We start from the raw sequence: 23,329 nt of genomic DNA on the forward strand, positions 1-23,329 counted from the left end.
AAATAACTAGAAATGATATGAAACTAACCTTAAAACTATTTTTCTTTTCATTATTTCTATGTTTAAATGAACCCATATTAGCCCAATCAAGCGAGACACAAGTCAAAAAGGATTCGATAGAAGAGAAGAAAAGTGTTTCAAAAGATATCAGAAAAGAAGATGGCGTTATGTCATACAATTGGAATTCAGGCAAAATTACCTTTGGAGGTGTGATTCATAGAACAGTTATGTATGTTGCAGATGGTATAAATAATGACATTTTCTTTATGGATTCTGAACAGCCTCCTACACAGTTAAAAATGAATATTGAAAATAACTTAAATGACAATATTAGTGTATTCGGTAAATTTTTAATTGGTTTGCAAAGTAACAGGCCAATAGAAGTGAGTCAGGATAATAAAAATCCTGGGGTTGTCTTTAGAGCAATAATAAGTGAAGTAGGGTTTAGACATTCAAAAATTGGAAGTATTGAACTAGGAAGGGGGTTTACGTCGTCATCTGTATTTAATCAGGCAGATTTGTCTGGAACATCTACAGGATCGTTAATTGCAATAGGAAACCTAGCTCCTGGAATGAAGTTTTCGGACAGGGATGCAAATGAACTATCTGACAGGCAGGTGTTTAATTATTTTTTTGATACCCAACGACTTTTCGTAGCCGATCGTATCCGATTTGATTCAAATTCTTTTGGAGGAGGATTTACATTGGCCGGATCGCTTGCGGCAGATGACAGGTGGGATGCTTCGCTTCGCTATTTTCCAAAAGCGGGAAAATTTACATTTAGAGGTGTCGTTACCTATGAACAAAAACCTTTTAAAGACATATACTCAAGAACAGTATTAGGATTTGGATTGAGACATGAAAAATCAGGAGTTAATATAAGTGCTCTTGGCTCTTATGGAGAAACCACAGATAAAAGAGATCCATATGGATATGTAGTGAAAGCAGGTGTTACTCGAAGCTTTACAGAATTAGGTAATACGGCTTTTTCTATAGACTACACTCAAAATGAAGATGCCGTCATTGAAGGAGAGAAAGCAAGTTCCTATGGTTTTTTCGCAAATCAGAGAATTGACCCTATTCGAGTAGTCGTTTACGCTGGATATCGTAAATATGAAGTTCAAGAGACAGATTTAAATTTACACCCATTAAACACTGTAACTTTAGGCGTATCCTTTAGTTTCTAAATTTAATATATTTATAAAAAATTATAACATGAAAGCACTATTAAAAAATGAATACCCGCTATTTATAGGATTTGCAGCTGTTTTGCTGTTTTTTGGACCAGGAAAAAACTGGTTGGCCGATTTAGGAGATAATATGATTGTGACAGCAATTTGTTTTATTGGAATTTTTGGCGTTATGTTATGGGCTTCGTTTAAAGTTGTTTTACATGCAGATATGTTGGCAATAAAACTAGGAGAACCTTTTGGAACTTTGATACTCACACTTTCGGTAATTCTTATTGAAGTACTTTTGATTTCTTCCATAATGTTAACCGGAGAAGACAATCCAACCTTAGGTAGAGATATGATGTTTTCTGTAATTATGATTGTTTTAAATGGTCTTACAGGTTTAGTTCTTGTTATTGGAGGCTTAAAACATTTCGAACAAAGATTCAATACTCAAGGAGCGCAAACCTATCTTATTATTTTAATTCCATTGGCCGCTTTAAGTTTGTTATTACCAAATTTCACACAATCTTCAGAAACTGGAACTTTTTCTTTTAATTTAACCTGGATCGAGATTTCGGTAACAGTTATTCTGTACGTCGCTTTTCTTTTTGCACAAACGTCTAGGCATAAAGAATATTTTCAATTAAGTTATTCAGAGGCGCTTCATCATGAAGAGCATGAACCAAAATCTCTTAAATATCATATGCTATTTTTAGCAGCATATATGTTAGTAATTATTTTGCTATCTAAAAGTTTAAGTAAAATTATTGATTTTGGGATTGGAGAAATTGGCTTTCCTGTTGCTCTTGGAGGTCTATTAGTTGCAATACTAGTGCTTGCGCCTGAGGCTATGGCGGCCGCAAAATCTTCATTAAAAAATGATCTTCAGCGAGCGATAAATATTAGTCTTGGATCCGGGTTGGCAACTATAAGTTTAACAGTCCCTGCAATTTTATTGATAGGAATGTTCACTGATAAGAAGGTAATCTTGGGTCTTGGACCAGAGGATAGTTTTCTATTATTACTTACCTTAGCAGTAAGTATAATTACCTTTTCTGGTAAAAGAAGTAATTTTATACAAGGAATAGTGCATCTCGCGCTATTTGTGATTTATTTAGCGTTAATATTCGATTAAGCATGATTCAGATTAAAGAATGGGCATTTGGTTTTCAAAAGAAGTTATTTGTAAACCTTTTTTTTATGGTTTGGAGTTCAATAATTTTTTCTCAAAATGAAAAAATAGATTCCTTGAGTTTTGTTTCGGAAGAACAAATGCGAGAGGAAATTGATTTATCAATACCAGTTCTTCAAACGCCTAATGTTTCAAGTCCAAGAGAGACTCTTTTTAATTTTATTGAGAACATGAATAAGTCCTTTAATTTATTAATGGAAGCTCATGAAGAAAATGTTAAAATTTCAGGTTTATATATTAATGATGAGGTAAAACCTAAAGCATATTTAGCCGGACGATATTTTGATATTGCATCCTATTCTTTAGATTTATCTGCATATCCTCGATCATTGAGGAAAAATTTAGGGTATACTACTGCAATTATGCTTAAAGAAGTTCTTGATAGGATAGATTTACCTGAATTAGAAGAAGTTCCTGGGGCTTATTCATTGGATTCTATTCTGAATAGCAATACAAAAGTAAGCTCTTATACAATTCCGAATACCGAAATAACAATAACTCAAATTGAAGAAGGAGATCAGGAAGGGAAATACTTGTTTTCGACTGAGACAGTGTCTAGAGTTAAGGAGTTTTATGATAGAACAAAGCATCTGCCATATAAATCAAGTAATAGTGTCAGCGAAGGTTTTTATTCATTTTACGCAAGTACTCCGGGTAAATTGATGCCTCCAAGGTGGAGTATATATTTGCCGGATTGGTCAAAAAAAGAAGTTCTTTCGCAAACTATTTGGCAATGGTTGGTTCTTATATTTGATATTTTACTATCCTTTTTTCTCGTTTATCTTTTGTATAAATATTTATTTCTAAAAAATAATGAGAATATTAGTTTAAAGCGCACCTTGTTTTTAATAGTCATATTTGTAATTACCATAATTCTCGGAGATGTTATAGAACGAATTAATCTTACAGGTCATATACTCATTACTTTAAAGGTTATTTTGGATGCAGTATTTTGGTTTGTTTTTGCATTGTTGTCATTTAATTTAATTATTGCTGTTTCTGGTTACGTTGTTAGTTCAAAACATGTAGGTAGGATTGGTATAGAATCGACCTATACTAGAGCAATATTTATGATTATTGCTATTTTAGTTGCATCTTCAATAATTATTTTTGGCCTTTCTGAACTTGGTATTGCTTCGGTCTCTATAATTACGGGGGTTGGTATCGGTGGTCTAGCAATCGCCCTAGCCGCGAGATCAACTCTGGAAAACCTAATAGCAAGTTTTACTATTTTTGCAGACAAGCCTTATCAAGTTGGAGATAGGGTGAAAATTAAGGATTATAATGGAACAATTGAAGCCATTGGAATTAGATCTACTCAAATTAGACTTTTAACAGGCCCGGTTGTTTCTGTCCCTAATGAAAAAATGGCATCTATTGAAATTGAAAATATTCAGAAAAGACCTTATTTAAGAAGAGAATTCGACATTAAGATTAAATATGAATCTTCACGTGATATTGTGGAAAAATGCGTTGAAATTATTAAGGATGTTTTATCCATTCCACCGGGTTTAGAAGCAGATGAATTCCATCCAAATGTGGCAATAAATAGGCCAGATTATACTCCTAAAGTATATTTTAATAAAATTAATGATGACTCGTTTAATATTTATGTGAATTATTGGCATTTTCCTCCAGAACATTGGGAGTTTATGAGTCATTCGGAGTCTATAAATTTTCAAATAATTAACCAGTTAAACGAGGCTAATATAGAATTTGCATTTCCGACAAATACAGTTCATTTAAAAGACGGTAGAACAAAAAAGGAATCAGGTTCGGTCAAAATTAAAGATTAAACTGTGAAACTGGAGAGGATATGAATTCATAATCCTATTAGCAAATCAATCAGTTAAGGACTTAAATGTATTTTGTTCAGTATTTCTAGCAAATAATTAAATTACCACCATTAAAAGTAGTTCTGAAAATTGGACTTTTTCATTCAAGAATTTATGTTCGGATTACTCTTGAGTATTTGAAGATTTTTTAACCAAAAATTTAAATACTATTATAGATATTATGGTTCCCAATAAAAACCCTATGGTTAAATACAAACTAAAATTAACTTTTGAGACATCAAAGGAGTTTTGCACGCCTTGAACGCTAAATTTTTTCACCGTTTTAATCGCTGAATTTGTGGTTAAAATTTTTATTTGCCAAAACAAAAAACCACCAAAAAAGATTATCAAACTAACAATAATAGTTCGTAAATAACTTTCAATTTTTGCTATTTTTTTAGTAATTAATAAAAGAAAAGGTAAAGCCCCTAATCCCAGTGTGTACCAAATCAATTGCCCAGTATTATTAGATAAACTAGTTTGAACATACGAAAGGTTTTCGGTGTTTAACTTACTGAAACTAATTGCGTTAAACATGTTAAAGGTTAAAAACCCTATAATTATTAAAAGTACAGATATAATTAAATATGGAATTCTATTCTTCATTTTAAAGTGTGATTTTAAATGCTAATATAACTATTTTAAGAGGGTTTGTAACAAAGCTAGAATAATTTATTTGTGTCTCCAATGTAAAAGTTTTAATTGCTTAAGAAATTAAGTTTTTTTTGTTATTTTGCGGTAAATATATTTACAATATATCAATCTAAAACGGAACACGTTTCTGAACACGGTTTTGAAAATTTATAGCCGGGGAGCCCAGTAAAATGGTTTTAAAAAATGAGAAAATAGAACTCATAACCCGAAGGTCACTGGTTCGAGTCCAGTTCCCGCTACAAATGCTCAAAAGCAAGTAACTAAACGGTTTAGATTGATCTAAACCGTTTTTTTATGCCTACATTATCCGAATTACTTATCTTTGATTTTCAAAATGAATACGAAAGTGCATACGATTTGTCCCTGAACCCAAATTTTTCTTCTCCCAAAATTTATAATGCCAATGGAGATTTATCCAAACGTTGTTAGCCTTTCGTTATTTCTTTTCAAGTGATTCTATTTCCTTCTCAATTATATTTATATAGTATTTAAGACCAGTTTTATATCTATTATAGGCATAATTATGGATATGTCTAGTTTTTATTGAATTCATTAGAGCATATAAGAATATATCATCATTCAAGAAGTTTTGATAGTTTATAAATTTATATGGGATTTCTCCATTGGACAAGAAAGAATCCTTTTTGTCTAAAATCAGTCGTTCACGATCCACCATTATGTGGGGTTTTAATAGAGTTTCAAGTTCATTAATAGATTCAGTAACGAGATTTGGTTTATTTGTTTCTCGTTTTATATATAAATAAGCTGTTGTGATATTATCGCGAACAGAATCATTAGAAATGATGTCAAGACCAATAGATTGTAATGACTCAAATGCACTCTGCTTTGCCAAGAACTCCTGTTTGGCAAGTAAATAAACATAATGCCGCTTCAATGAATCATTGTAGTTTTGTTTGTGTATCATTGAATTATAAACAATCTCTGTGCTTTTAAGATACTTTTCATAATCTACAAGGTCTTCCGTTATATCTTCTAATGCCTCAGCGAATTCTGATTTAATTTCCTTTAGTATTTTAATTTCTTGAACTTTAAGTTTTTTGTTTTCGTTGTTATTATTCAGACTTAATGCAATAAGAATTCCTATTACAACCAGAACAACTTCACCAATAGCATAAAGTAAATATTTGCTGAACTTGTTTTCTGACAGTAATCTTTGTCGAATTTTTCTAAAGAATTTTATCATTGGTTAATTGTTGGTCGTAATGAAGGCTAACGTGTTCGTGTATGATTAGTTGCGTTAATTAGAACTAAGTTAGCAAAAGAAAACGAACCATCCGAAAATCCGTAGGATTTTCCCAGAATACACAGACTGAGGAATTAGTTATACACGCTGTTGGCAATAATTTTCATTTTAGTTCTTAACTAATTCGGATAGCTTTTCTTGTGAATCTTCATAACCTAATTCAATTGCTTTTTGATAGCTTTTTATGGCGTCCTCTTTTAGATTATTTACCTTATAACCATCACCTAAAGAGTCCCAAAGATTACCATCTTCAGGGTATAATTGAATATTCATTTTAAAAAATTCTAATGCCCAGTCCAAATTTTCATTAAACCTTAATAAGAGATTTCCAAGTGTATTTAAAAGCCCACCATTCCTAAAATCGTCAGCGTAGTTTTCTTGAAGTAAAGCAAGAAGCGCATTCGATTTATCTGTTGAATGTTGATTTATATAATCCATTGCAAAGGAGTATGCATTGTTTTTAATTGGTTCTGGAGCATAGCTTTCGTCCAAAATTATTTTTGCAACAACATAAGCAATGCCCTCTACTTTTGAACTATTTGCATTTGTGGCATATACTATAAATATATCCTCTTTAGGATACCAAATTAACGTGTGCCAATACGTACCATTAGAACCATTATGTGTTATTCTCTTGCTACTGTTTTCTAATTTTTTAACTCCCCAACCATAGCCATAACTAGAAGTGCTTTCAGAAGACGAGGTATTTTGATAGGGGGTTGTTAATTTTTTAAATGATTTTGGGGTCAATATTATATTTGTTTTTAAAGCTTTGTACCAAAGTAACATATCATTTTGAGTTGAGTTAATTCCTCCATTTGCTTTTAAGTTCCAATTAACATCTCCATCTGCTTGATAACGTGTAATTGTTGGCTCCATTTCTATAATATTCCTGTTGTAACCATGAGACATCTGTTTTGTATCCCATTTAGGCAAAAGATACCCTGTTTGTAACATTCCTGCTGGTAAAAAAAGATGCTCCTTCAAGAAAGCTTCGTAAGATTGGGCAGAAGCTAATTCTATGATTCGCCCTAATATACTATATCCAGCATTAGAATAAGAATACTTTTCTCCAGGCTCAGATAATAATTTGCTTTCAAAAAGTTTTTCAAAAAAGTCCTTCTGTGAAATATCTGAAAAGTCTCGTCCAATAGATTCTGAAAAGCCAGCAGTATGCGTTAATAATTGATGTATTGTAATGTTTCGCTTGTCAATTGGGAGTTCAGTAAAATATTTACTTAATGAATCCGTAACATTTAGTTTATTTAGTTCAACTAGTTTAAGAATAGCTGTACTTGTGAATTGTTTGGTGTTAGAACCAATGTCAAATATAGTGTTCGGGTTGTTAAGAGTTTGAGTATCCTTATTGGCTTTTCCATAACCTTTATTAATAATAATTTCTCCATTTTTTACAACAGAGACTGCTCCTGAAAAACCATTTTTTGAACCTGTAGCTAAATATAGGTCTATTTTAGAAAAAAGAGATGTTGACTCTGTTTTCTGTTGAGCACTTAAATTGAATACTCCAAATTGAAATATCGTAATTAATGAAAATAAAAAGATTGTTTTGTTCATGATTGATTTCTAAGTTTTGAAGTAAGACGAATAGAAATCAAAATAAGTTACACTGTTTTCAAAATTATTACCAACGCCAAGCTAAAATCCGTAGGCAAGATTATCTAAATACCAATAAAATTATTCGTTGGAAACTTCACATGCAAGTAGCTCAGTAACCTATGGGTTTTTAGCATTTGTTGGTGGTAGTCATTTGGTTATAAAAGTTGAATTCAAGTGCTTCTGGCTTTTGCGAAATATAACGTTTTACGTTATGTACGAAAACTAAAGATCATAGATAAAACCCACCATACAATAAGGATAATTACAAGAATTACTCCAATTGTCACCCAGTCCATTCCTTTATCGTTTTTCCGGATATTTTCCGTTTCATTTGATCCTTGCTCTGAAAGTAATAGTTCATCTTTTTTATCGCTAAAGATTACCGATAACCATCCAATTAAGGGGCTAAATATTAATGATACTATTAAGGTGAAATAATATCCGACATTCCATTTTTCGCTCATTTTTGCAACTTTAATACTTAACCTAACCCAAACAAAAAGAATAAGACCAATGATTAGAATAACAAGTGCCGCAAAAAAATGTCCCATAATTGATTATATGTTAATTCTTTAAACGCTGTTTATATAATTTTCTTTTTTTATTAAAATGCCAATGTCAAAAGGTTTTCCTAACCTGCAGAATGACCACCGTTTTCGTGTATGGTTAGTTGCGTGGTTAAGCATGTAATTTAGCAAATAAAAACCCTATAATTATTAAAAGTACAGATATAATTAAATATGGAATTCTATTCTTCATTTTAAAGAGTGATTTTGAATGCTAATATAACTAATTTAAGAGGGTTTTAAAACTAGTACAAATGTTTATAGGTTGTTTTGATTTTACAATTTTTCATTGAATCTAAGAATAAATTTTATATGGCGTCGTCATTAGCTGTTTTAGAACATAATATTAACTGAAAGTCTTAAGTCCAAATTAGATTTTACTTTTTCACCATTCAATTCCCCTACAATCCATTTACCTTTTCTTTCAACAAGTTGTTTTTCGATAAACTCTTCTAATTTAGGGATTTCAATTTTATCTAGAAATTGTATATTTTCTAAATTTCCGTTTTTGTCAATGAAAAACGAGACTAAATTATCGAATTTAATATTTGTTCTTTCTTTTTCATTTGAATCGAAGTCAAATGACTCTGTTATTTTTTTTAGTAATTCGTCGATTAATATTTGTTTTCCGCCTATATATGAAGCCGGGCAATCAAGTGTAGATCTAGTTAATTCTCCATTTAGATATACTTCATACTTAGTTTTACTAACGCATTCAGTTGATGTGATTAATTCATTTTTATCGAAATCGTACTCTTGAATAATTTCTCCTTCGCTGTTATAATAAACCCACTTTCCGACTTGGAGGTCATTTACATAATTCCCCATACTTTTTAGGTTTCTTACTTTTCGATAATACCTCTCAGTCCATTGCCCTACTTTTTTCCCATTTGAATACATTCCACTAATTAAGATTGTATTTCCTGAATATGCTTTTACGGAATATTCTCCATGTTTAGTAGTCATGTCAGATTTAAGGACGTAGAAGGTAGATTCTCCGATACCAGTGCTATCTTGCATCTTTTCAACATCTTGACTAAATAATAAAATTGTAAATAATAAAAAGAGTAGGGTTATTTTTTGTTTCATGGTTCATTTGTAATTAATGGCAACTAGTTATATCCATACAAAATGTGCTGCTTATACCTTTATGATTAGTTATAAACGCACCTTTTTATGATCTTATCTCTAAAATTTATATCCAAAAAATTATAGAATGTGAGGACAAATTTTTGAATTTCAAATATAATTAATTTTTTGAAATTTTGTGATTTGGTTATGTATTTTGTTGTGTCAATGACTTAACTTAACGTTCTAACAGCATTCAATTGATATTAGGTTCGTTTTACTTTCGGTAGCTTTTAAGTTACTATGTGTTTCACATATATTCTTAAAATTAGTTTATCACTAAGAACTATGCCTATATTTAGTTCTACCTTTGTACAGGTATGTAACAATGAAAAAATGAACTTAAAAATCAACAATACTTTTAGCAAAAAATTGCCAGCAGACACGAACTTGGAAAACTTCCCAAGGCAGGTGAGTAATGCATGTTTTTCATATGTTAACCCTACAGAGCCCTTGAAACCTGAGTTAGTTCATGTTGCAACCGAATTAGCAAAAGAGTTGGGGATTTCGAATGAAGAGATAAACTCAGAAGAATTTTTAAATGTGTTTTCAGGCAAGAAACTATTAAAAAACACAAGACCATATGCCATGTGTTATGCGGGGCATCAATTTGGGAATTGGGCTGGGCAATTGGGAGATGGTAGAGCCATTAATCTGGCGGAGATTGAGCATGACAATAAACAATGGTCGATTCAACTAAAGGGATCTGGACGCACACCTTATTCAAGGTCTGCAGATGGTTTGGCGGTTTTAAGATCGTCTATACGCGAGCATTTGTGTAGCGAAGCAATGGACTATTTAGGGGTGCCTACTACAAGATCTTTGTCTTTGTCTTTATCTGGAAATCAGGTTTTACGAGATATAATGTACAATGGCAATGCTGCACATGAAAAAGGAGCCATTGTTTGTAGAGTTGCTCCAAGTTTTATAAGGTTCGGAAGTTTTGAAATATTTGCAAGTAAAGGTGATGTTGAAACACTTAGAAAGTTAACGGATTATACTATAAATGAATTTTACCCTCAATTTGAATCGGGTACTAAAAAGGGATATTTAAACTTTTTCGAAAAAGTGGCTGAAAATACCTTAGATATGATTGTTCATTGGCAACGTGTTGGTTTTGTTCACGGTGTTATGAATACAGACAATATGTCAATACTTGGGCTAACGATAGATTACGGGCCTTACGGGTGGCTTGAAGGATATGATCCTGACTGGACCCCAAATACAACGGATAATCAATCTAGGAGATACCGATATGGAAATCAACCTCAAATTGCATTGTGGAATTTGTATAAATTGGCAAATGCACTCTATCCTTTAATTGAAGAAGCAGAAGGTTTGGAAAAAATCCTAAATAATTATCAAACTAATTTTGAACACGAATACTTGCAAATGATGCGCTCGAAACTAGGGTTATTAAAAGAGGGAGATTCAGATAAAGAACTAATTGAATCCTTAGAGAGTACGTTGAGTTTGGCTGAAACTGATATGACCATATTTTTTAGAAATCTGGCAAAAATACCTAAGGATTTGAAGTTTGATGAAGATGATTTGAGTAGCCTTAATTATGTGATTGATGCGTTCTATAAACCAGAAGAATTAGAAGAAGCGGTTCAAGAAAAATGGAAAAACTGGATGAAATCTTATATAGATAGATTACAATTGGAAGGTTTAAGTGATGAAGAACGTATGGAAGAAATGAATAAGGTAAATCCTAAATATGTATTGAGAAATTACATGGCGCAAATGGCAATTGATAAGGCTGATAACGGAGATTATGCTTTGATAGATGAACTATATCTTCTTCTTCAAAAACCATATGACGAGCAAGGTCAAATGGAAAAATGGTTTACGAAAAGACCGGAGTGGGCGAGAAATAAAGTCGGTTGTTCAAAATTGTCGTGCAGTTCATAGTAATTGTTTAAATTTGAGTAGTAATAGGTTAATAAAGACAAGAGGAATAGATTAAATTTTTAAATGATGCAGCAAAACGCAATTTTTATGGAAGGTAGCACAAGTGCTATTTTTTTGGAGTATAAAGTAAAAAATGATGTAAATGTTATTGGCCTTAAAAAGGCATTACTAAAAGTCTATGAAAAAAACTCGGATCAAATTTTAATACTAATGTCTTTTAGTAAAAAAGGGTTTGCAGTTTTAGGGGCAAATGCTCCAGAAGGACTGCAAGACTTTAAGACCTTGAATGGAATTAATAATTTGTCTATGCCAACTTCACAATCAGATATTTTTATTTGGGCACATAGTTTTTCTAAAAGTGTTATGTTCGATTTTCAAGAAAGCGCTAAAGAAATCTTAAATGAATTTTTAACTCTTGATTTAGAACAGGAAGGTTTTAGATATCATGATTCGCGCGATTTAACCGGATTTGTAGATGGCTCAGCCAATCCAAAAGGAGATAAACGTATGGAAGAAGTTCTCGTTCCTATTGGAGAGAATAATGGAAATGGAAGTTTTGTGATTACTCAAAAATGGGTGCATGATTTGGCTTCATTTCATAGCCATAAGGTTGAAGAACAAGAGAAAATTATAGGGAGAACGAAAGTAGATAGCATTGAATTAGAAGGTGATGCAATGCCTAAAGACTCGCATGTAAGCAGTGTAGATTTAAAAGTAGATGGCGAAGCAATGAAAATTTATAGAAGAAGTTTTCCGTTTGCGAATGCAGAAGAGAAAGGCTTGTTCTTTTTAGGATTTGCCAAAAACTTACAGCGATTTGATGTGCAATTAGAAAGCATGTTGGGCTTATCTGATGATGGTATTTCAGATAGAATAATGGACTTCTCTATTCCAAAAACTGGAGGGTATTATTTTGCACCATCTGTTAAAGAACTGCTTAAACATTTAACCAATTAATTTATTTTAGAATTACAAAACATAAAAAATGGGTAAAGTAGTAACGTTTGGAGAGATCATGTTAAGATTGGCTCCACAAGGATTTTTAAGATTTTCTCAAGCTAATAATTTCGATGCAATATATGGCGGAGGAGAATCTAATGTTGCCGTTTCATTGGCAAATTATGGAGTAGATGTAGATTTTGTAACAAGACTGCCGAAGAATGATATTGGAGCTTGTGCCATGATGGAAATGAGAAAAAGAGGTGTTGGAGTAGATAAAATTGTATATGGTGGAGATCGTTTAGGAATTTACTTTTTAGAAACTGGCGCAGTTTCTCGTGGATCTAAAGTGGTTTACGATAGAGCACATTCTGCCATTGCAGAAATTGAATCAGGGATGATTGATTGGAAAGAAGTTTTTGATGGTGTAGAATGGTTTCATTGGACTGGAATTACACCAGCAATTTCTCAAGGCGCAGCAGATGTTTGTTCAGAGGCTGTTAAGGTTGCGAGCGAAATGGGTGTTATTATTTCTACAGATTTAAATTATAGAGCAAAACTTTGGAAATATTGTGATGCTGCTCATAGAGAAGCCGTGATGACAGAATTAACTTCTTATTGCGATATCGTATTAGGAAATGAAGAAGATGCAGAGATGCATTTCGGTATCAAGCCAAAAGGAATCAGTGTACAAACTGAAGGGCATAACGTAAAAGCAGAAGCCTTTTTATCTGTTTGTGAACAAATGATGAAAAAGTTCCCAAGAGCCAAAAAAGTTATTACAACTTTAAGAGGTTCAATTTCGGCATCTCACAATACTTGGGCCGGAGTATTATATGATGGAACTACTTTGTTCCAAACACGTCAATATCAAATCACAGATATTGTTGATAGAGTAGGAGGAGGAGATTCGTTTATGGGTGGATTGATTTATGGATTGTTAAAATATCCAGAAGATGACCAAAATGCGTTGGATTTTGCAGTAGCGGCTTCATGTTTAAAGCACACAATTAAAGGTGATGCAAACTTAGTTACAGTTCCAGAAGTTGAAAAGTTGATGGGTGGAGATGCTTCAGGAAGAGTAGAACGATAAAAAGAAAATTAATTAAGTAACGTTGTTGGTTGGTGGCTTTATTTTTAAAGCCATTGTCTTTCAACAAATAATTAGATAATGGCACAATTTACAAGAATAGAAGTTGCAAATGCAATGAAGGAAACTGGTATGATTCCTTTGTTTTTTAATAATGATTTAGAGTTAAGTAAAAAAGTATTAAAAGCATGTTACGATGGAGGTGCACGCTTGTTAGAATTCACTGCAAGAGGAGATTTTGCGCACGAGGTTTTTGGTGAACTTACTAAGTATGCAATAGAAAATTTACCAGGTATGATTATGGGGGTTGGATCAGTAACAGATGCAGCAGCGGCTAGTTTATACATGTCTTTAGGTGCTAATTTTATTGTAACACCTGTGTTGAGAGAAGATATTGCAATGGTTTGTAATCGTAGAAAAGTATTATGGTCTCCAGGCTGTGGAACTTTAACGGAAATTACAAGAGCGGAAGAGTTAGGATGCGAAATTGTAAAACTGTTCCCAGGAGATATTTATGGTCCACAGTTTGTAAAAGGTGTTAAAGGACCACAACCATGGACTAGTATTATGCCAACTGGTGGGGTTAAACCAACAGAAGAAAACTTAAAAGGCTGGTTTGATGCAGGAGTTACCTGTGTAGGAATGGGGTCTAAACTTATTAGTAAAGAGATTATTGCCAATCAAGACTATAAGAAATTAGAACAAGATTGTAGAAATGCATTACAAATAATAAAATCAGTTCGCTAGTTCAATCTATATCAAATAACCAACGATAAAAACCTCTTGACGACTTAAGAGGTTTTTTTATTTATTCATAGCCTATTTTATAAATGATTTAAAATCTTCTATGCTTTTTGCGTTTTGAAAAGAGGCTTCTCCAATCGTGTTTTTTTCATTACTATCATAATCCATTAATATTTTCCATTCTTTATGCTCTTTAATAAAGAGCACATGGAATTGCCCATAATAGGCCTTCGAATTTTGATTTTTATCAGTTCTAACTAGTTTATAAATTCCTCTTTCACTGGCTACTGAATCATTTTGGATGCGTTCAAAAAATCGAAGTGCAATTTTATTGGTGACTTGTTCCTCTCTGGCTTTTTTGAACCGTTTTTTATAATTACTGATATAATTTTCATAATCCGTTATTTTTTGCTCGCCTGATATTCGAATTAATTTTTTAGAATGAATTTCTGCCATTTTTGAGTAGTCCAAAGAATCAAATGCCATATAAAATTTTGACCATACAAGATTCAATTCTTTAAGATTTGATTCGGATTGATGCTGTGCTTGCATCGAAAAGATTACAACAGAAAAGAGGAAAACGAAGAGTCTAGTATTCATAATTTAAATTTATACGGCATGATATACTTCTTCAAAAGGGATTCTGAATCTTGAGCCATAAATGCCTTTATCGTCTCTAATACCACAACTGATTACCATGTTAATTTCAGCACTAGAAGGTATATTCAGAATCTTCTTAACTCTAACGGTATCACTTCCTTCCATAGGGCAGGTATCATATCCAATTGCAGCCATGCTTATCATAAAATTTTGCGCAGCTAATCCAGCGCTTTTATGTGCCACAATTCGCATATCACTTTGTCTAACTTGCCTATATACGGGTTTGAATAAACCGATAATTTGAAATAGAAGATATTTTATATATCCAAGAATTCCCAAAACATCAGCATAAACAGTCGGGATTAGCTTTTTGTAATAATTTGTAGCAATTGCTTTTCTCTTTAAAAGATGCGCTTCCAAATCTGGTTTACTAAAAGCCTCATTTATATACTTAATATTTGCTGATGCTCGTTGCTTCCATAAATCCTTTCTTGCAACAACGACTACTAATTGTTTTGCCGTTTTAGCCGTATTTTGGTTGAAACAAGCGGAACTCATTTCTTGGATTTTCTTCGAATCTGTTACATGATAAAACTCCCACAATTGCAGATTAGAACTTGTAGGAGCCAAGACCGCCTGCTCAATACATTGCTTTACTTTTTCAGTTTCAATGGGTGTGTTTTTATATACTCTACAAGAACGTCTATAGGCTATAGCTTCACTAACGGTTTTTTCCATGAATTGATTTTTTATAAATATAGAAAATCTAAATGGAGAATGAAGTTCTGATTAGTTAAAAGGATTAATTATGTAACCTGTAGGAATTTCACCTGTTAAGGAATTTAGAAATTGAATAATTTTAGAAATGTCCGCTTCGCTAATTTCCATTCCGCGTTCATGACGCCCCATAAGTTTTATTGCGCTACCTAAATCATCTGATGAGCCATCATGAAAATAAGGCGCAGTTTTTTCCACGTTTCTTAGGGGTGCTACTCTAAAAAACATCTTATACGCTGATAATTTTTTTACGTGATAATAACCTAAGTCTTTTTGATTTGGCCATTTTTCAGCAATACCTAATTTCTGAATCATTTGTCCACCAAAGTTTGATCCGGTATGACAAGAATAACAACTTTTGGAATTAAATACATGTCCGCCTTCTACTTGTTCACTAGTTAAAGCAGTATCATCACCTTTTAAAAAGGAATCAATTGGTGCAGGTGTTTTGAGTCCTATGATGAACGCTTCGAGTGCTTCAATAACCTGTTCAAAAGAAATGGATTTTGAATGATTTGGATATGCAGCCTTGAATAGTGATTGATACTTTGCATCATTTTCTAATTGCTTCAGAATTTGATTTATATTCTGAACATTCATTTCATTAGAGTCTGTAAATGCTTGTTTTAATTTGTCATTTAATGAAGTAAGTGCGCCATCAGCGTTGAACATATCTAATGAACCTAAATTGTACAAGGAAGGAACATCTCTAGATGAATTCCCTTTTCCTTTCGACCCAATAAAATATGAGCCGTTGGTTCCGTATTTTTTTAAGTCGTGGCAACTATTGCATGAAACTGATTTTTTGTTTGATAGGCGTTCGTCATAAAATAAACGCCTCCCTAAGTCAATCTTACTTTTATTAGTGTTTAGTTCTTCATAGTCGTGAGAAACAGGAACAAAATAAGGTTGTAATACTTTTCTTAAACTCTCTGCTTTAGAAGTTGATTGACCGTTAACTAAAAAAGGTAAAAACCAAAAGAGACTTAAAAGAACCTTATGTTGAAGATTCATATTATTCAGATTTCAATCGTTGAATGGTTTTATATCCGTAGAAGCCAACAACAGAAAGGCAAAGCATTGGAAGTATAAATGAAAAGTTCACTTCAGGAATATAGCCTAAAAACGTGATGTCGTTAAAACCGTCCCCTCCCATGTCTAAAATCGCTGCTTGAATTGGAGGCATAAACGCACCACCAACAATGGCCATCACCAAACCAGCAGATCCTATTTTTGCTTCATCTCCCATATCCTTTAAAGCGATTCCATAAATAGTCGGAAACATAATAGACATAAATATAGAAATTGCAACTAGTGAAATTAAGCCTGGAATTCCGGGTAATAACACTGCTCCCAATGCGCATATTGCTCCAGAAAAACCAAATACAGCAAGTACTTTTGATGGATTTACGCGACGCATAATTCCTGTTCCAATCCATCTTCCGGAAAGGAATAATATCATGGCAGCTATATTAAAATTAGTGGCGGTTATATTCAAATCATGTGTCTCATTTAGATTGTCTACATATTGAAAAATAAAAGTCCAACACATAATCTGTGAACCAACGCATGCTGCTTGAGCAACAACTCCGCCTAAATAATTTTTGTTCTTAAATAGTTTAGAAAACGATGCTGACAGGCTTATTTTATCGTCGTGTATCGTCTTCGGAATTTTAGTAAAAATGATGATTGCCATAATTGCTAAAACCAGCACTCCTAAACTGATGTATGGTACGCTGATGACACCTAAGTCATTTTCTCGAATTACCGCTAGTTCATCTGATGATAATGCAGCATATGCTTCAGTTGTATAATTATCAGATTGAATCGCTCCGATAACAAAAACTTGTGCAATGATCATTCCTGTTAAAGAACCAACTGGGTTAAAGGCTTGTGCAAGATTTAAACGTTGGGTTGCTGTTCTTTTATCTCCTAAAGAAAGTATTAAAGGATTTGCCGTAGTTTCTAAAAATGAAAGTCCACAAGTTATAACCCATAGTGAGATTAGAAAGAAATTAAAATTTTCAAAGGCAGCTGCAGGATAAAACATAAACGCACCTATAGCATACAGAGTTAATCCTAGAATAATTCCCGATTTATAGCTGAATTTTCTTATAAATAATGCGGCAGGTAAAGCCATGAAAAAATAGCCAAAATAGAAAGCCGATTGCACCAAAGAGGCTTGTAAATTTGACAATTCTGGCATCACTTTTTTAAATGCCGAAACCATCGGATTGGTTAAGTCATTTGCAATGCCCCATAAAGCAAATAAGGAAGTTATTATAATAAATGGGAATAACAATTTCTTGCTTACTATGGGGGTGCTTTTGAGGTTGGTCATAAAATTTGGTTCGCTGGGTTTTGGATTGTTTTATAAAGTTGGTAGGTTACCTGTACTATCGGCAAAAACCTCAGTTTCTACTCCAATTTTGTGTAACATGCTTACAAATAAATCGGCCATATGCACCTTTTTAGGATCGTAGATTTCATAAGAACCATGATTCATTCCTAGTTTAGACCCACCTGCCAAGATTGTTGGGTAATTATTAGCATTATGGGTAGAACAGCACGCACTTCCGTACATAACCAACGTATTGTCTAATAATGACCCATGTTCATCGTGAGTATTCTCCATTCGATCTAAGAAATAGGCAAATTGTTTAGACAGCCATGCGTCATATTTACCTAATCGCTCTTGATAACCAGTAGCTCTATCATGTGTCATTCCATGATGACTTGTAAAATCTAATGTTAGTTTAGGAAAGGCATCAAACAATCCCATACCGTCTTCTCTACCCATCATAAAAGTCATAACGCGCGTTATGTCAGTTTGTAAGCCAAGAATCATTAAATCCATAGTAGAACGTAAATAAGCTTCTGGATTTACTTTGGCATCAACATTTAAATTGATGTAAGATGCATCAAATTCTTTCATCGGAACATCTAGCCACTTTTCATTTCTTTTAACCTGCTCTTCAATAGAATTTAAAGACGACATGTATTCGTCCAATTTTATATTATCATTATATCCTAAATTACGTTTCAAGCGCTTGCTATCTTCTAAAACTAAATCTACAATCTTTTGGTCCTGTTGTAAACTCTTGCGTCTTTCAGAAGAAGTTCCTCCTCCATTTGGAGAAAAATAACGTTCAAAAATTTCTCTTTGTCTATGCTCCGAAGGGATTGCTTTTCCTGTAGAATCAAAAGATAATGTTGACGCTCTTGATTTATAACCCACCCCACCATCAGTAGATAATGTTAAAGATGGAATTCTTGTATGTCTAGATAGTTTTTGCGCTGCAACTTGATCTACAGAAATGGTGTTTAAATATTTATCACCTCTTAAATCACCACCAGTAAGCCACGTATCACCAGCCATATGGCCAAGTACATTTCTACTATTAGGGTGACTTAAACCACCAAGTATGGACATGTTATTTCTATGCCTTTCTAGGGGTGCTAAAGAATTTGTTAACTCATAATCTGTTCCAGTTTCATGAGGAAACCAATTCCATTGTCGATGTTTAGAATCTGCTCCAGGAGACATTGCTACGCCATTAGGAAAATACAAGAAACAGAGTCTTTTTGGTGTGTTTGATTCTGCAAAACTAGTCAGCGTGCTCATTCCCATACTTTCCATATACGGAAGCATGACAGCAGCTCCAACTCCTTTAATAAACGTTCTGCGATCTAAGTGCCATGATTTTCTAGCCATAACTAATCTATTTTGCTTATGGTTTTTGCATTGTTAAAATGATTCAAAAAAGAATCACTTTTTATAATTTCTTCTAAAACCGATTTAAATTTATAATCACTTTGTTTTACCTTTTCTACAATATCATTTAACTCCTTTTCATCAGAGAAACTTACATCTCTACCCAATGCATATGCGAATAAATGTTCAACAACAGACTTGGTAAACTCATCTTTTTTCTGTGTTAGTAGATATTCTTTTATGCCTTTTATCCCCTCAACTTCAGTACCGTCAGGTAATACAGACTTAGAATCTATAGGTGTTTCTTTAAACATTTCTCTAAATCTACCAACGGCATCATAGTTCTCAAATGCCACTCCATAAGGATCAATTTTTAAATGACAATCGATACAAGATACTTTATTTCTGTGTAATTCCAATTGTTCTTTTAATGTTAAGTTCTCAAAGCCAGGAGTTTCCGGGTCTAATTCTGGCACATTTGGCGGAGGTGGAGGCGGTGGATCACCAAGTATTTTTTCTTTTAACCAAACCGCTCTTTTAATTGGGTGGGCTTGTTTTCCATTAGAATGCCCCGTTAAAAATGCACCTTGTGATAATAAACCTCCTCTGTTTTCTTCTCTAGGAATTGCAACAGGTCTAAATTCATTTCCAAAAACACCGTCAACTCCATAAAATTCCGCTAAATTTTGATTTAGCATTGCAAAATCAGAATCGATAAAGTTTAGAATACTTTTATTTTCTTTAAGAATGTAATGGATAAAATTATAGGTTTCGTCGGCCATATCTTCTTTTACAAAACGTGTAAAGTCTGGATACATATTAACATCTATATTTATGCTACTTAGACGATCTACTCTTAACCATTCGTAAGCGAATGACTCGATCATTTTCATCGTTTTAGGACTCTCAATCATTCGGTCTATTTGATTCGATAAGTCCTTTTCTAACATTCCAACTGAAGCCAATTCATTTAATGTTTCATCCGGTGGTGAATTCCATAAGAAATAAGCCATTTTAGAAGCCAAATAATAATCATCATTGAATATTTTTGGTGTAGATTTTTCTGACTCTAACAAGTATAAAAAGTTTGGAGAACACAGTATTGCTACCAATACTTCTTTTACACCATCTTCATAAACTGGGAAATCATCTTTAATATCCATCCAAAAATTAAAGTAGCGATCTAATTCGCCAGTAATTAACGGTCGTCTAAAAGCGCGCTCCATAAATTCTTTAATTACTTCGGCTGTATAGACTTCTCGATTGTTTTTATTTGGGGAATCTACAAAAATTGTACTATGACTTTTTGGTGGCCAAATTGGGTGATACGGTGTTTCTAACTCCATAGATTCTACCAATAAGGCTGGTCCGTTCTCGCCTTTATTTTTTACCAAATGATTGTTCCATAGGCCAACAATCATCGTGTTTGAAAAAGGCTCTGTTTCTATAGGATCAAAAATTGGTACCGGTAAATTTTCTAACTGTCCTGTAAATTCATAGGTATTAAAGTCTCCAACTTCAGAAGTCACTTCTTTACTTACATCAAATGTATTGTAATCCATTCCATCATCAGTTCTTGTTGCTATAAAGGCTTTTAAAGATGGAACTAAATCTTTGTATTGTTCTTGATTTTTCTGGACTTCCTTCTTTAAAGCAATCGGAATCTCGCTGGTTTCAGGTAAAGGTGTAAATCGTACTTCTTTGTAACCTACGAAAAACGCGCCACCTGTTTCAATTTTATATTTACCTTTTCTTAAATAGGCTAAGGTAACTGGAGTTACGATTTCAGATTGTTTTTCAAGTTCTGTTGGTAGTTGTAGTCTTTCTTCAATTTTATTAAACTTCCCAATTTTTAACATGTACGAAGGCATATTGTCTTGAGAAACATAAGGATGGACTAAATCTATTTGATAAAAACTATCAGATGGAATTTTAATTTCTAAAATTGATGAAGCCGCAGAGTCGATACGTTCCGGAACTAACATGCTTTCTTTTAGTTCAAGGTTTTTAGTGTTTTTACTGTCGGTTGCCAAAAGGTGAACTGTATTTGGAGTAATTTCAGCCGCTTTATGTTCTCTTAAATCAATGAGTCCTTCACGCATCGAAATTCCATATCCTTTAGATGCATTTACTCTAAGAACAAAGTTTCCATCTCTTGGGTAATTGTTTTTAATTAGCATCTTAGCGTTTGGAGATGGACCTTGCCAAGAACGTGGCGGTACATCTTTATGTGGCAATGCAGAATATAAAATTAATCCATCATTTTCAACTGCATATCTATCGCTGGCAGAACCTCTCATGTCAATTCCTATACGTTCTTTTATAGTATCAGTTACATCAAAATTAGTTCCGTTACCATCAAATAGGTCTACTTTAAAATCTTCATGTTTTAATGCAGCGGATTGATATCCTCCGTATTCAGCAGCGACCTTTCCTTCACCAATTCCTTTTCCGAATGTAATTTTATATTTTTTAGAAACTGGTTTTGGACCAAGTACTATTGCTTTATCTAAGGCTACTCTTGCTATTTTTTGATAATAATCTATGTGTAAAGATGAAATTTGAAGTACTTCTCCGTTATTAGAAAAACCCATTTTTGATTTTCCATCATCGGGCAACACATATCCAAAGTTAATAGGTAGTTCTAAAAGTTGATTTAAACTGTTGGTGTATTGCGATTTTGTTAAACGCCTTGTAACACTTTTGTTGGTCGTGCTTTTGGCATCCGCTGCTTTGTCTAAATTGTTAGTAATCCAATCTACAACCAGCTTTCTTTCTTCCTCTGTTAATTGTTCTTTTTTCTTTGGAGGCATGTTTCCTGCGTTAATTTCATCAAGTGCGGAATGCCATTTTTCTGCATCGCCTCCATGAATCATGTCGGCATTTAAAACGTCTAAACGAATATCTCCTTTTTGTTTTTTAGATCCATGACATTGGTAACAATATTTGTTCAGAATAGGTTGAATCTCATTTGCGTATTTTAAAGAAGTTTCTGAATTGTTTTTAGTGGCCATTTTTTCTTTTGTCAAAACAGCGAGTCTTTCCATTTCTTTTTCAACAGCCGCTTCTTCTTTTTCTATAATGGCTACTTGCTCAATAACTTCGGGTTTAACACTGTCTAAAGAACTTGAAATCCAATTTAAAATACTTTCTTTGGCATGGTTTGATAATGGTTCTTCCTCTTCTGGAGGCATATTTCCTTCATTAATTTCAGTATAGACAGATTTCCACTTTTTAACTGTTGCAGCATTTGCCATTTTCCAATTGATATTGTCCAATCGTAAATCACCTTTTTGCTTATTGGCGTTATGGCACTCAAAACAATTATTGTCCATTATAGGATGAATACTATCGGCAAACATTATTGCTCTATTCATAATTACAGCATCCGTACTTTCACTAGATTCTTTCAGTTCTTCAATGTCTGAAAGCATTGTTTCAGATTCCGACTTTTCTACACCTAAAAGGTTTTTTAAACTGTCAGGCATTTCTTTTGTCAAGTAATTAGAACCATGTGTTAATGATCCACCATAATGACCTGCTACGGATAACAATAATACATTCACAAATAAAACCAATTGATAGAGTTTAACTTGTTTTTTAGTCTGAGAATACGCCCATAATCTTAAGGTAAGCAACCAAATTGAAATGAATGCTGTGGCCCAACCAAGCCATTTATGATAGGAGAGGACTTCATCATTATATCCGCCACTCGATGCAAGAAAAAAACCAAATATTACTGCAGGTAGTATACTTAGAGCACTAAACCAAAGTAAAAGTTTATTTGCATTTTCTAACTTTAATTCTGGCTTAAAAAAGTTGATTAATTCCAAACAAAATAACCCAATTAAAGATCCAATGGGTAAATGAAGAATCAATGGATGGAAGTTTCCAAAAAATAAGACAACACTATTTTTTTCTCCAATATTTATAGGGAAAATTAATAGTCCGAATAGAACTATTGAGGCTGAAATAGTAAAAATTAGTGTTTTCTTCATTCAAAAATTGTTGGATTTCACAAAGTTAACTTCTTATGCTATTAAGTACTACTACAAAATTTGCGGTGACCTGTATTATTAATGCAATGCAAAATTGTACTTCATTTAAATTAAGGATGAT

The 23,329-nt window shown here is 33.1% G+C and carries 18 protein-coding genes; 7 read left to right on the plus strand and 11 right to left on the minus strand.

What is annotated here, in order from left to right; all coding sequences use genetic code 11:
- Positions 1–17: 17 nt before the first annotated feature.
- The 3 genes from RM519_RS07240 to RM519_RS07250 are packed head-to-tail and all read left to right on the plus strand — an operon-like array spanning position 18 to position 4,163.
- Positions 18–1,187, plus strand: coding sequence for a porin (locus RM519_RS07240; protein ID WP_311593014.1), 1,170 nt, complete (start codon positions 18–20; stop codon positions 1,185–1,187).
- 28 nt (positions 1,188–1,215) lie between these two features.
- Positions 1,216–2,310 (plus strand): calcium:cation antiporter, encoded by a 1,095-nt coding sequence (locus RM519_RS07245; RefSeq protein ID WP_311593015.1) that lies wholly within the window; start codon positions 1,216–1,218, stop codon positions 2,308–2,310.
- 2 nt (positions 2,311–2,312) lie between these two features.
- The gene (locus tag RM519_RS07250; RefSeq protein WP_311593016.1) at positions 2,313–4,163 is read left to right on the plus strand and encodes a mechanosensitive ion channel family protein; all 1,851 of its coding nucleotides are present in this window, start codon (positions 2,313–2,315) and stop codon (positions 4,161–4,163) included.
- A gap of 162 nt (positions 4,164–4,325) precedes the next feature.
- On the opposite strand, the gene RM519_RS07255 is transcribed toward RM519_RS07250, so the two are convergent.
- From RM519_RS07255 to RM519_RS07275, 5 genes are all read right to left on the minus strand, one after another.
- Positions 4,326–4,808 carry a hypothetical protein gene (locus tag RM519_RS07255; RefSeq protein WP_311593017.1) on the minus strand — a complete coding sequence of 161 codons (483 nt, stop codon included), beginning with the start codon at positions 4,806–4,808 and terminating at the stop codon, positions 4,326–4,328.
- Between the two features lie 484 nt (positions 4,809–5,292).
- The gene (locus RM519_RS07260) at positions 5,293–6,060 is read right to left on the minus strand and encodes a hypothetical protein (protein WP_311593018.1); all 768 of its coding nucleotides are present in this window, start codon (positions 6,058–6,060) and stop codon (positions 5,293–5,295) included.
- Between the two features lie 168 nt (positions 6,061–6,228).
- The gene (locus RM519_RS07265) at positions 6,229–7,695 is read right to left on the minus strand and encodes a serine hydrolase (protein ID WP_311593019.1); all 1,467 of its coding nucleotides are present in this window, start codon (positions 7,693–7,695) and stop codon (positions 6,229–6,231) included.
- A gap of 251 nt (positions 7,696–7,946) precedes the next feature.
- Positions 7,947–8,288 (minus strand): hypothetical protein, encoded by a 342-nt coding sequence (locus RM519_RS07270; RefSeq protein WP_311593020.1) that lies wholly within the window; start codon positions 8,286–8,288, stop codon positions 7,947–7,949.
- Between the two features lie 348 nt (positions 8,289–8,636).
- Positions 8,637–9,392, minus strand: coding sequence for a toxin-antitoxin system YwqK family antitoxin (locus RM519_RS07275; RefSeq protein WP_311593021.1), 756 nt, complete (start codon positions 9,390–9,392; stop codon positions 8,637–8,639).
- 375 nt (positions 9,393–9,767) lie between these two features.
- Here RM519_RS07275 and RM519_RS07280 point away from each other — a divergent pair, with 375 nt between their 5' ends.
- The 4 genes from RM519_RS07280 (at position 9,768) to RM519_RS07295 (ending at position 14,121) form a co-directional block, all read left to right on the plus strand.
- The gene (locus tag RM519_RS07280) at positions 9,768–11,345 is read left to right on the plus strand and encodes a protein adenylyltransferase SelO (protein ID WP_311593022.1); all 1,578 of its coding nucleotides are present in this window, start codon (positions 9,768–9,770) and stop codon (positions 11,343–11,345) included.
- A gap of 87 nt (positions 11,346–11,432) precedes the next feature.
- Positions 11,433–12,302: a Dyp-type peroxidase gene (locus RM519_RS07285; RefSeq protein ID WP_311593023.1), complete on the plus strand. Its 870-nt coding sequence runs from the start codon at positions 11,433–11,435 to the stop codon at positions 12,300–12,302.
- 28 nt (positions 12,303–12,330) lie between these two features.
- Positions 12,331–13,377: a PfkB family carbohydrate kinase gene (locus tag RM519_RS07290; protein ID WP_311593024.1), complete on the plus strand. Its 1,047-nt coding sequence runs from the start codon at positions 12,331–12,333 to the stop codon at positions 13,375–13,377.
- 78 nt (positions 13,378–13,455) lie between these two features.
- Positions 13,456–14,121, plus strand: a complete 666-nt coding sequence (locus RM519_RS07295; protein WP_311593025.1) for a bifunctional 4-hydroxy-2-oxoglutarate aldolase/2-dehydro-3-deoxy-phosphogluconate aldolase — start codon at positions 13,456–13,458, stop codon at positions 14,119–14,121.
- A 72-nt stretch (positions 14,122–14,193) separates the two neighbouring features.
- Here the strand turns inward: RM519_RS07295 and RM519_RS07300 are convergent, their stop codons facing one another.
- The 6 genes from RM519_RS07300 to RM519_RS07325 are packed head-to-tail and all read right to left on the minus strand — an operon-like array spanning position 14,194 to position 23,208.
- Positions 14,194–14,718: a hypothetical protein gene (locus tag RM519_RS07300; RefSeq protein ID WP_311593026.1), complete on the minus strand. Its 525-nt coding sequence runs from the start codon at positions 14,716–14,718 to the stop codon at positions 14,194–14,196.
- 9 nt (positions 14,719–14,727) lie between these two features.
- Positions 14,728–15,456: a nitroreductase family protein gene (locus tag RM519_RS07305; RefSeq protein WP_311593027.1), complete on the minus strand. Its 729-nt coding sequence runs from the start codon at positions 15,454–15,456 to the stop codon at positions 14,728–14,730.
- 51 nt (positions 15,457–15,507) lie between these two features.
- Positions 15,508–16,509 (minus strand): cytochrome-c peroxidase, encoded by a 1,002-nt coding sequence (locus RM519_RS07310; protein ID WP_311593028.1) that lies wholly within the window; start codon positions 16,507–16,509, stop codon positions 15,508–15,510.
- A gap of 1 nt (position 16,510) precedes the next feature.
- Complete coding sequence (gene fucP, locus RM519_RS07315) at positions 16,511–17,836, minus strand: L-fucose:H+ symporter permease (RefSeq protein ID WP_311593029.1); 1,326 nt, start codon at positions 17,834–17,836, stop codon at positions 16,511–16,513.
- Positions 17,837–17,866: 30 nt separating this feature from the next.
- Positions 17,867–19,210 carry a DUF1552 domain-containing protein gene (locus tag RM519_RS07320; protein WP_311593030.1) on the minus strand — a complete coding sequence of 448 codons (1,344 nt, stop codon included), beginning with the start codon at positions 19,208–19,210 and terminating at the stop codon, positions 17,867–17,869.
- Between the two features lie 2 nt (positions 19,211–19,212).
- Complete coding sequence (locus RM519_RS07325) at positions 19,213–23,208, minus strand: DUF1592 domain-containing protein (RefSeq protein WP_311593031.1); 3,996 nt, start codon at positions 23,206–23,208, stop codon at positions 19,213–19,215.
- Positions 23,209–23,329 lie beyond the last annotated feature (121 nt).

Origin of the sequence: Urechidicola vernalis (genome assembly GCF_031846385.1) — a bacterium.
Classification (GTDB): Bacteria; Bacteroidota; Bacteroidia; order Flavobacteriales; family Flavobacteriaceae; genus Urechidicola; species Urechidicola vernalis.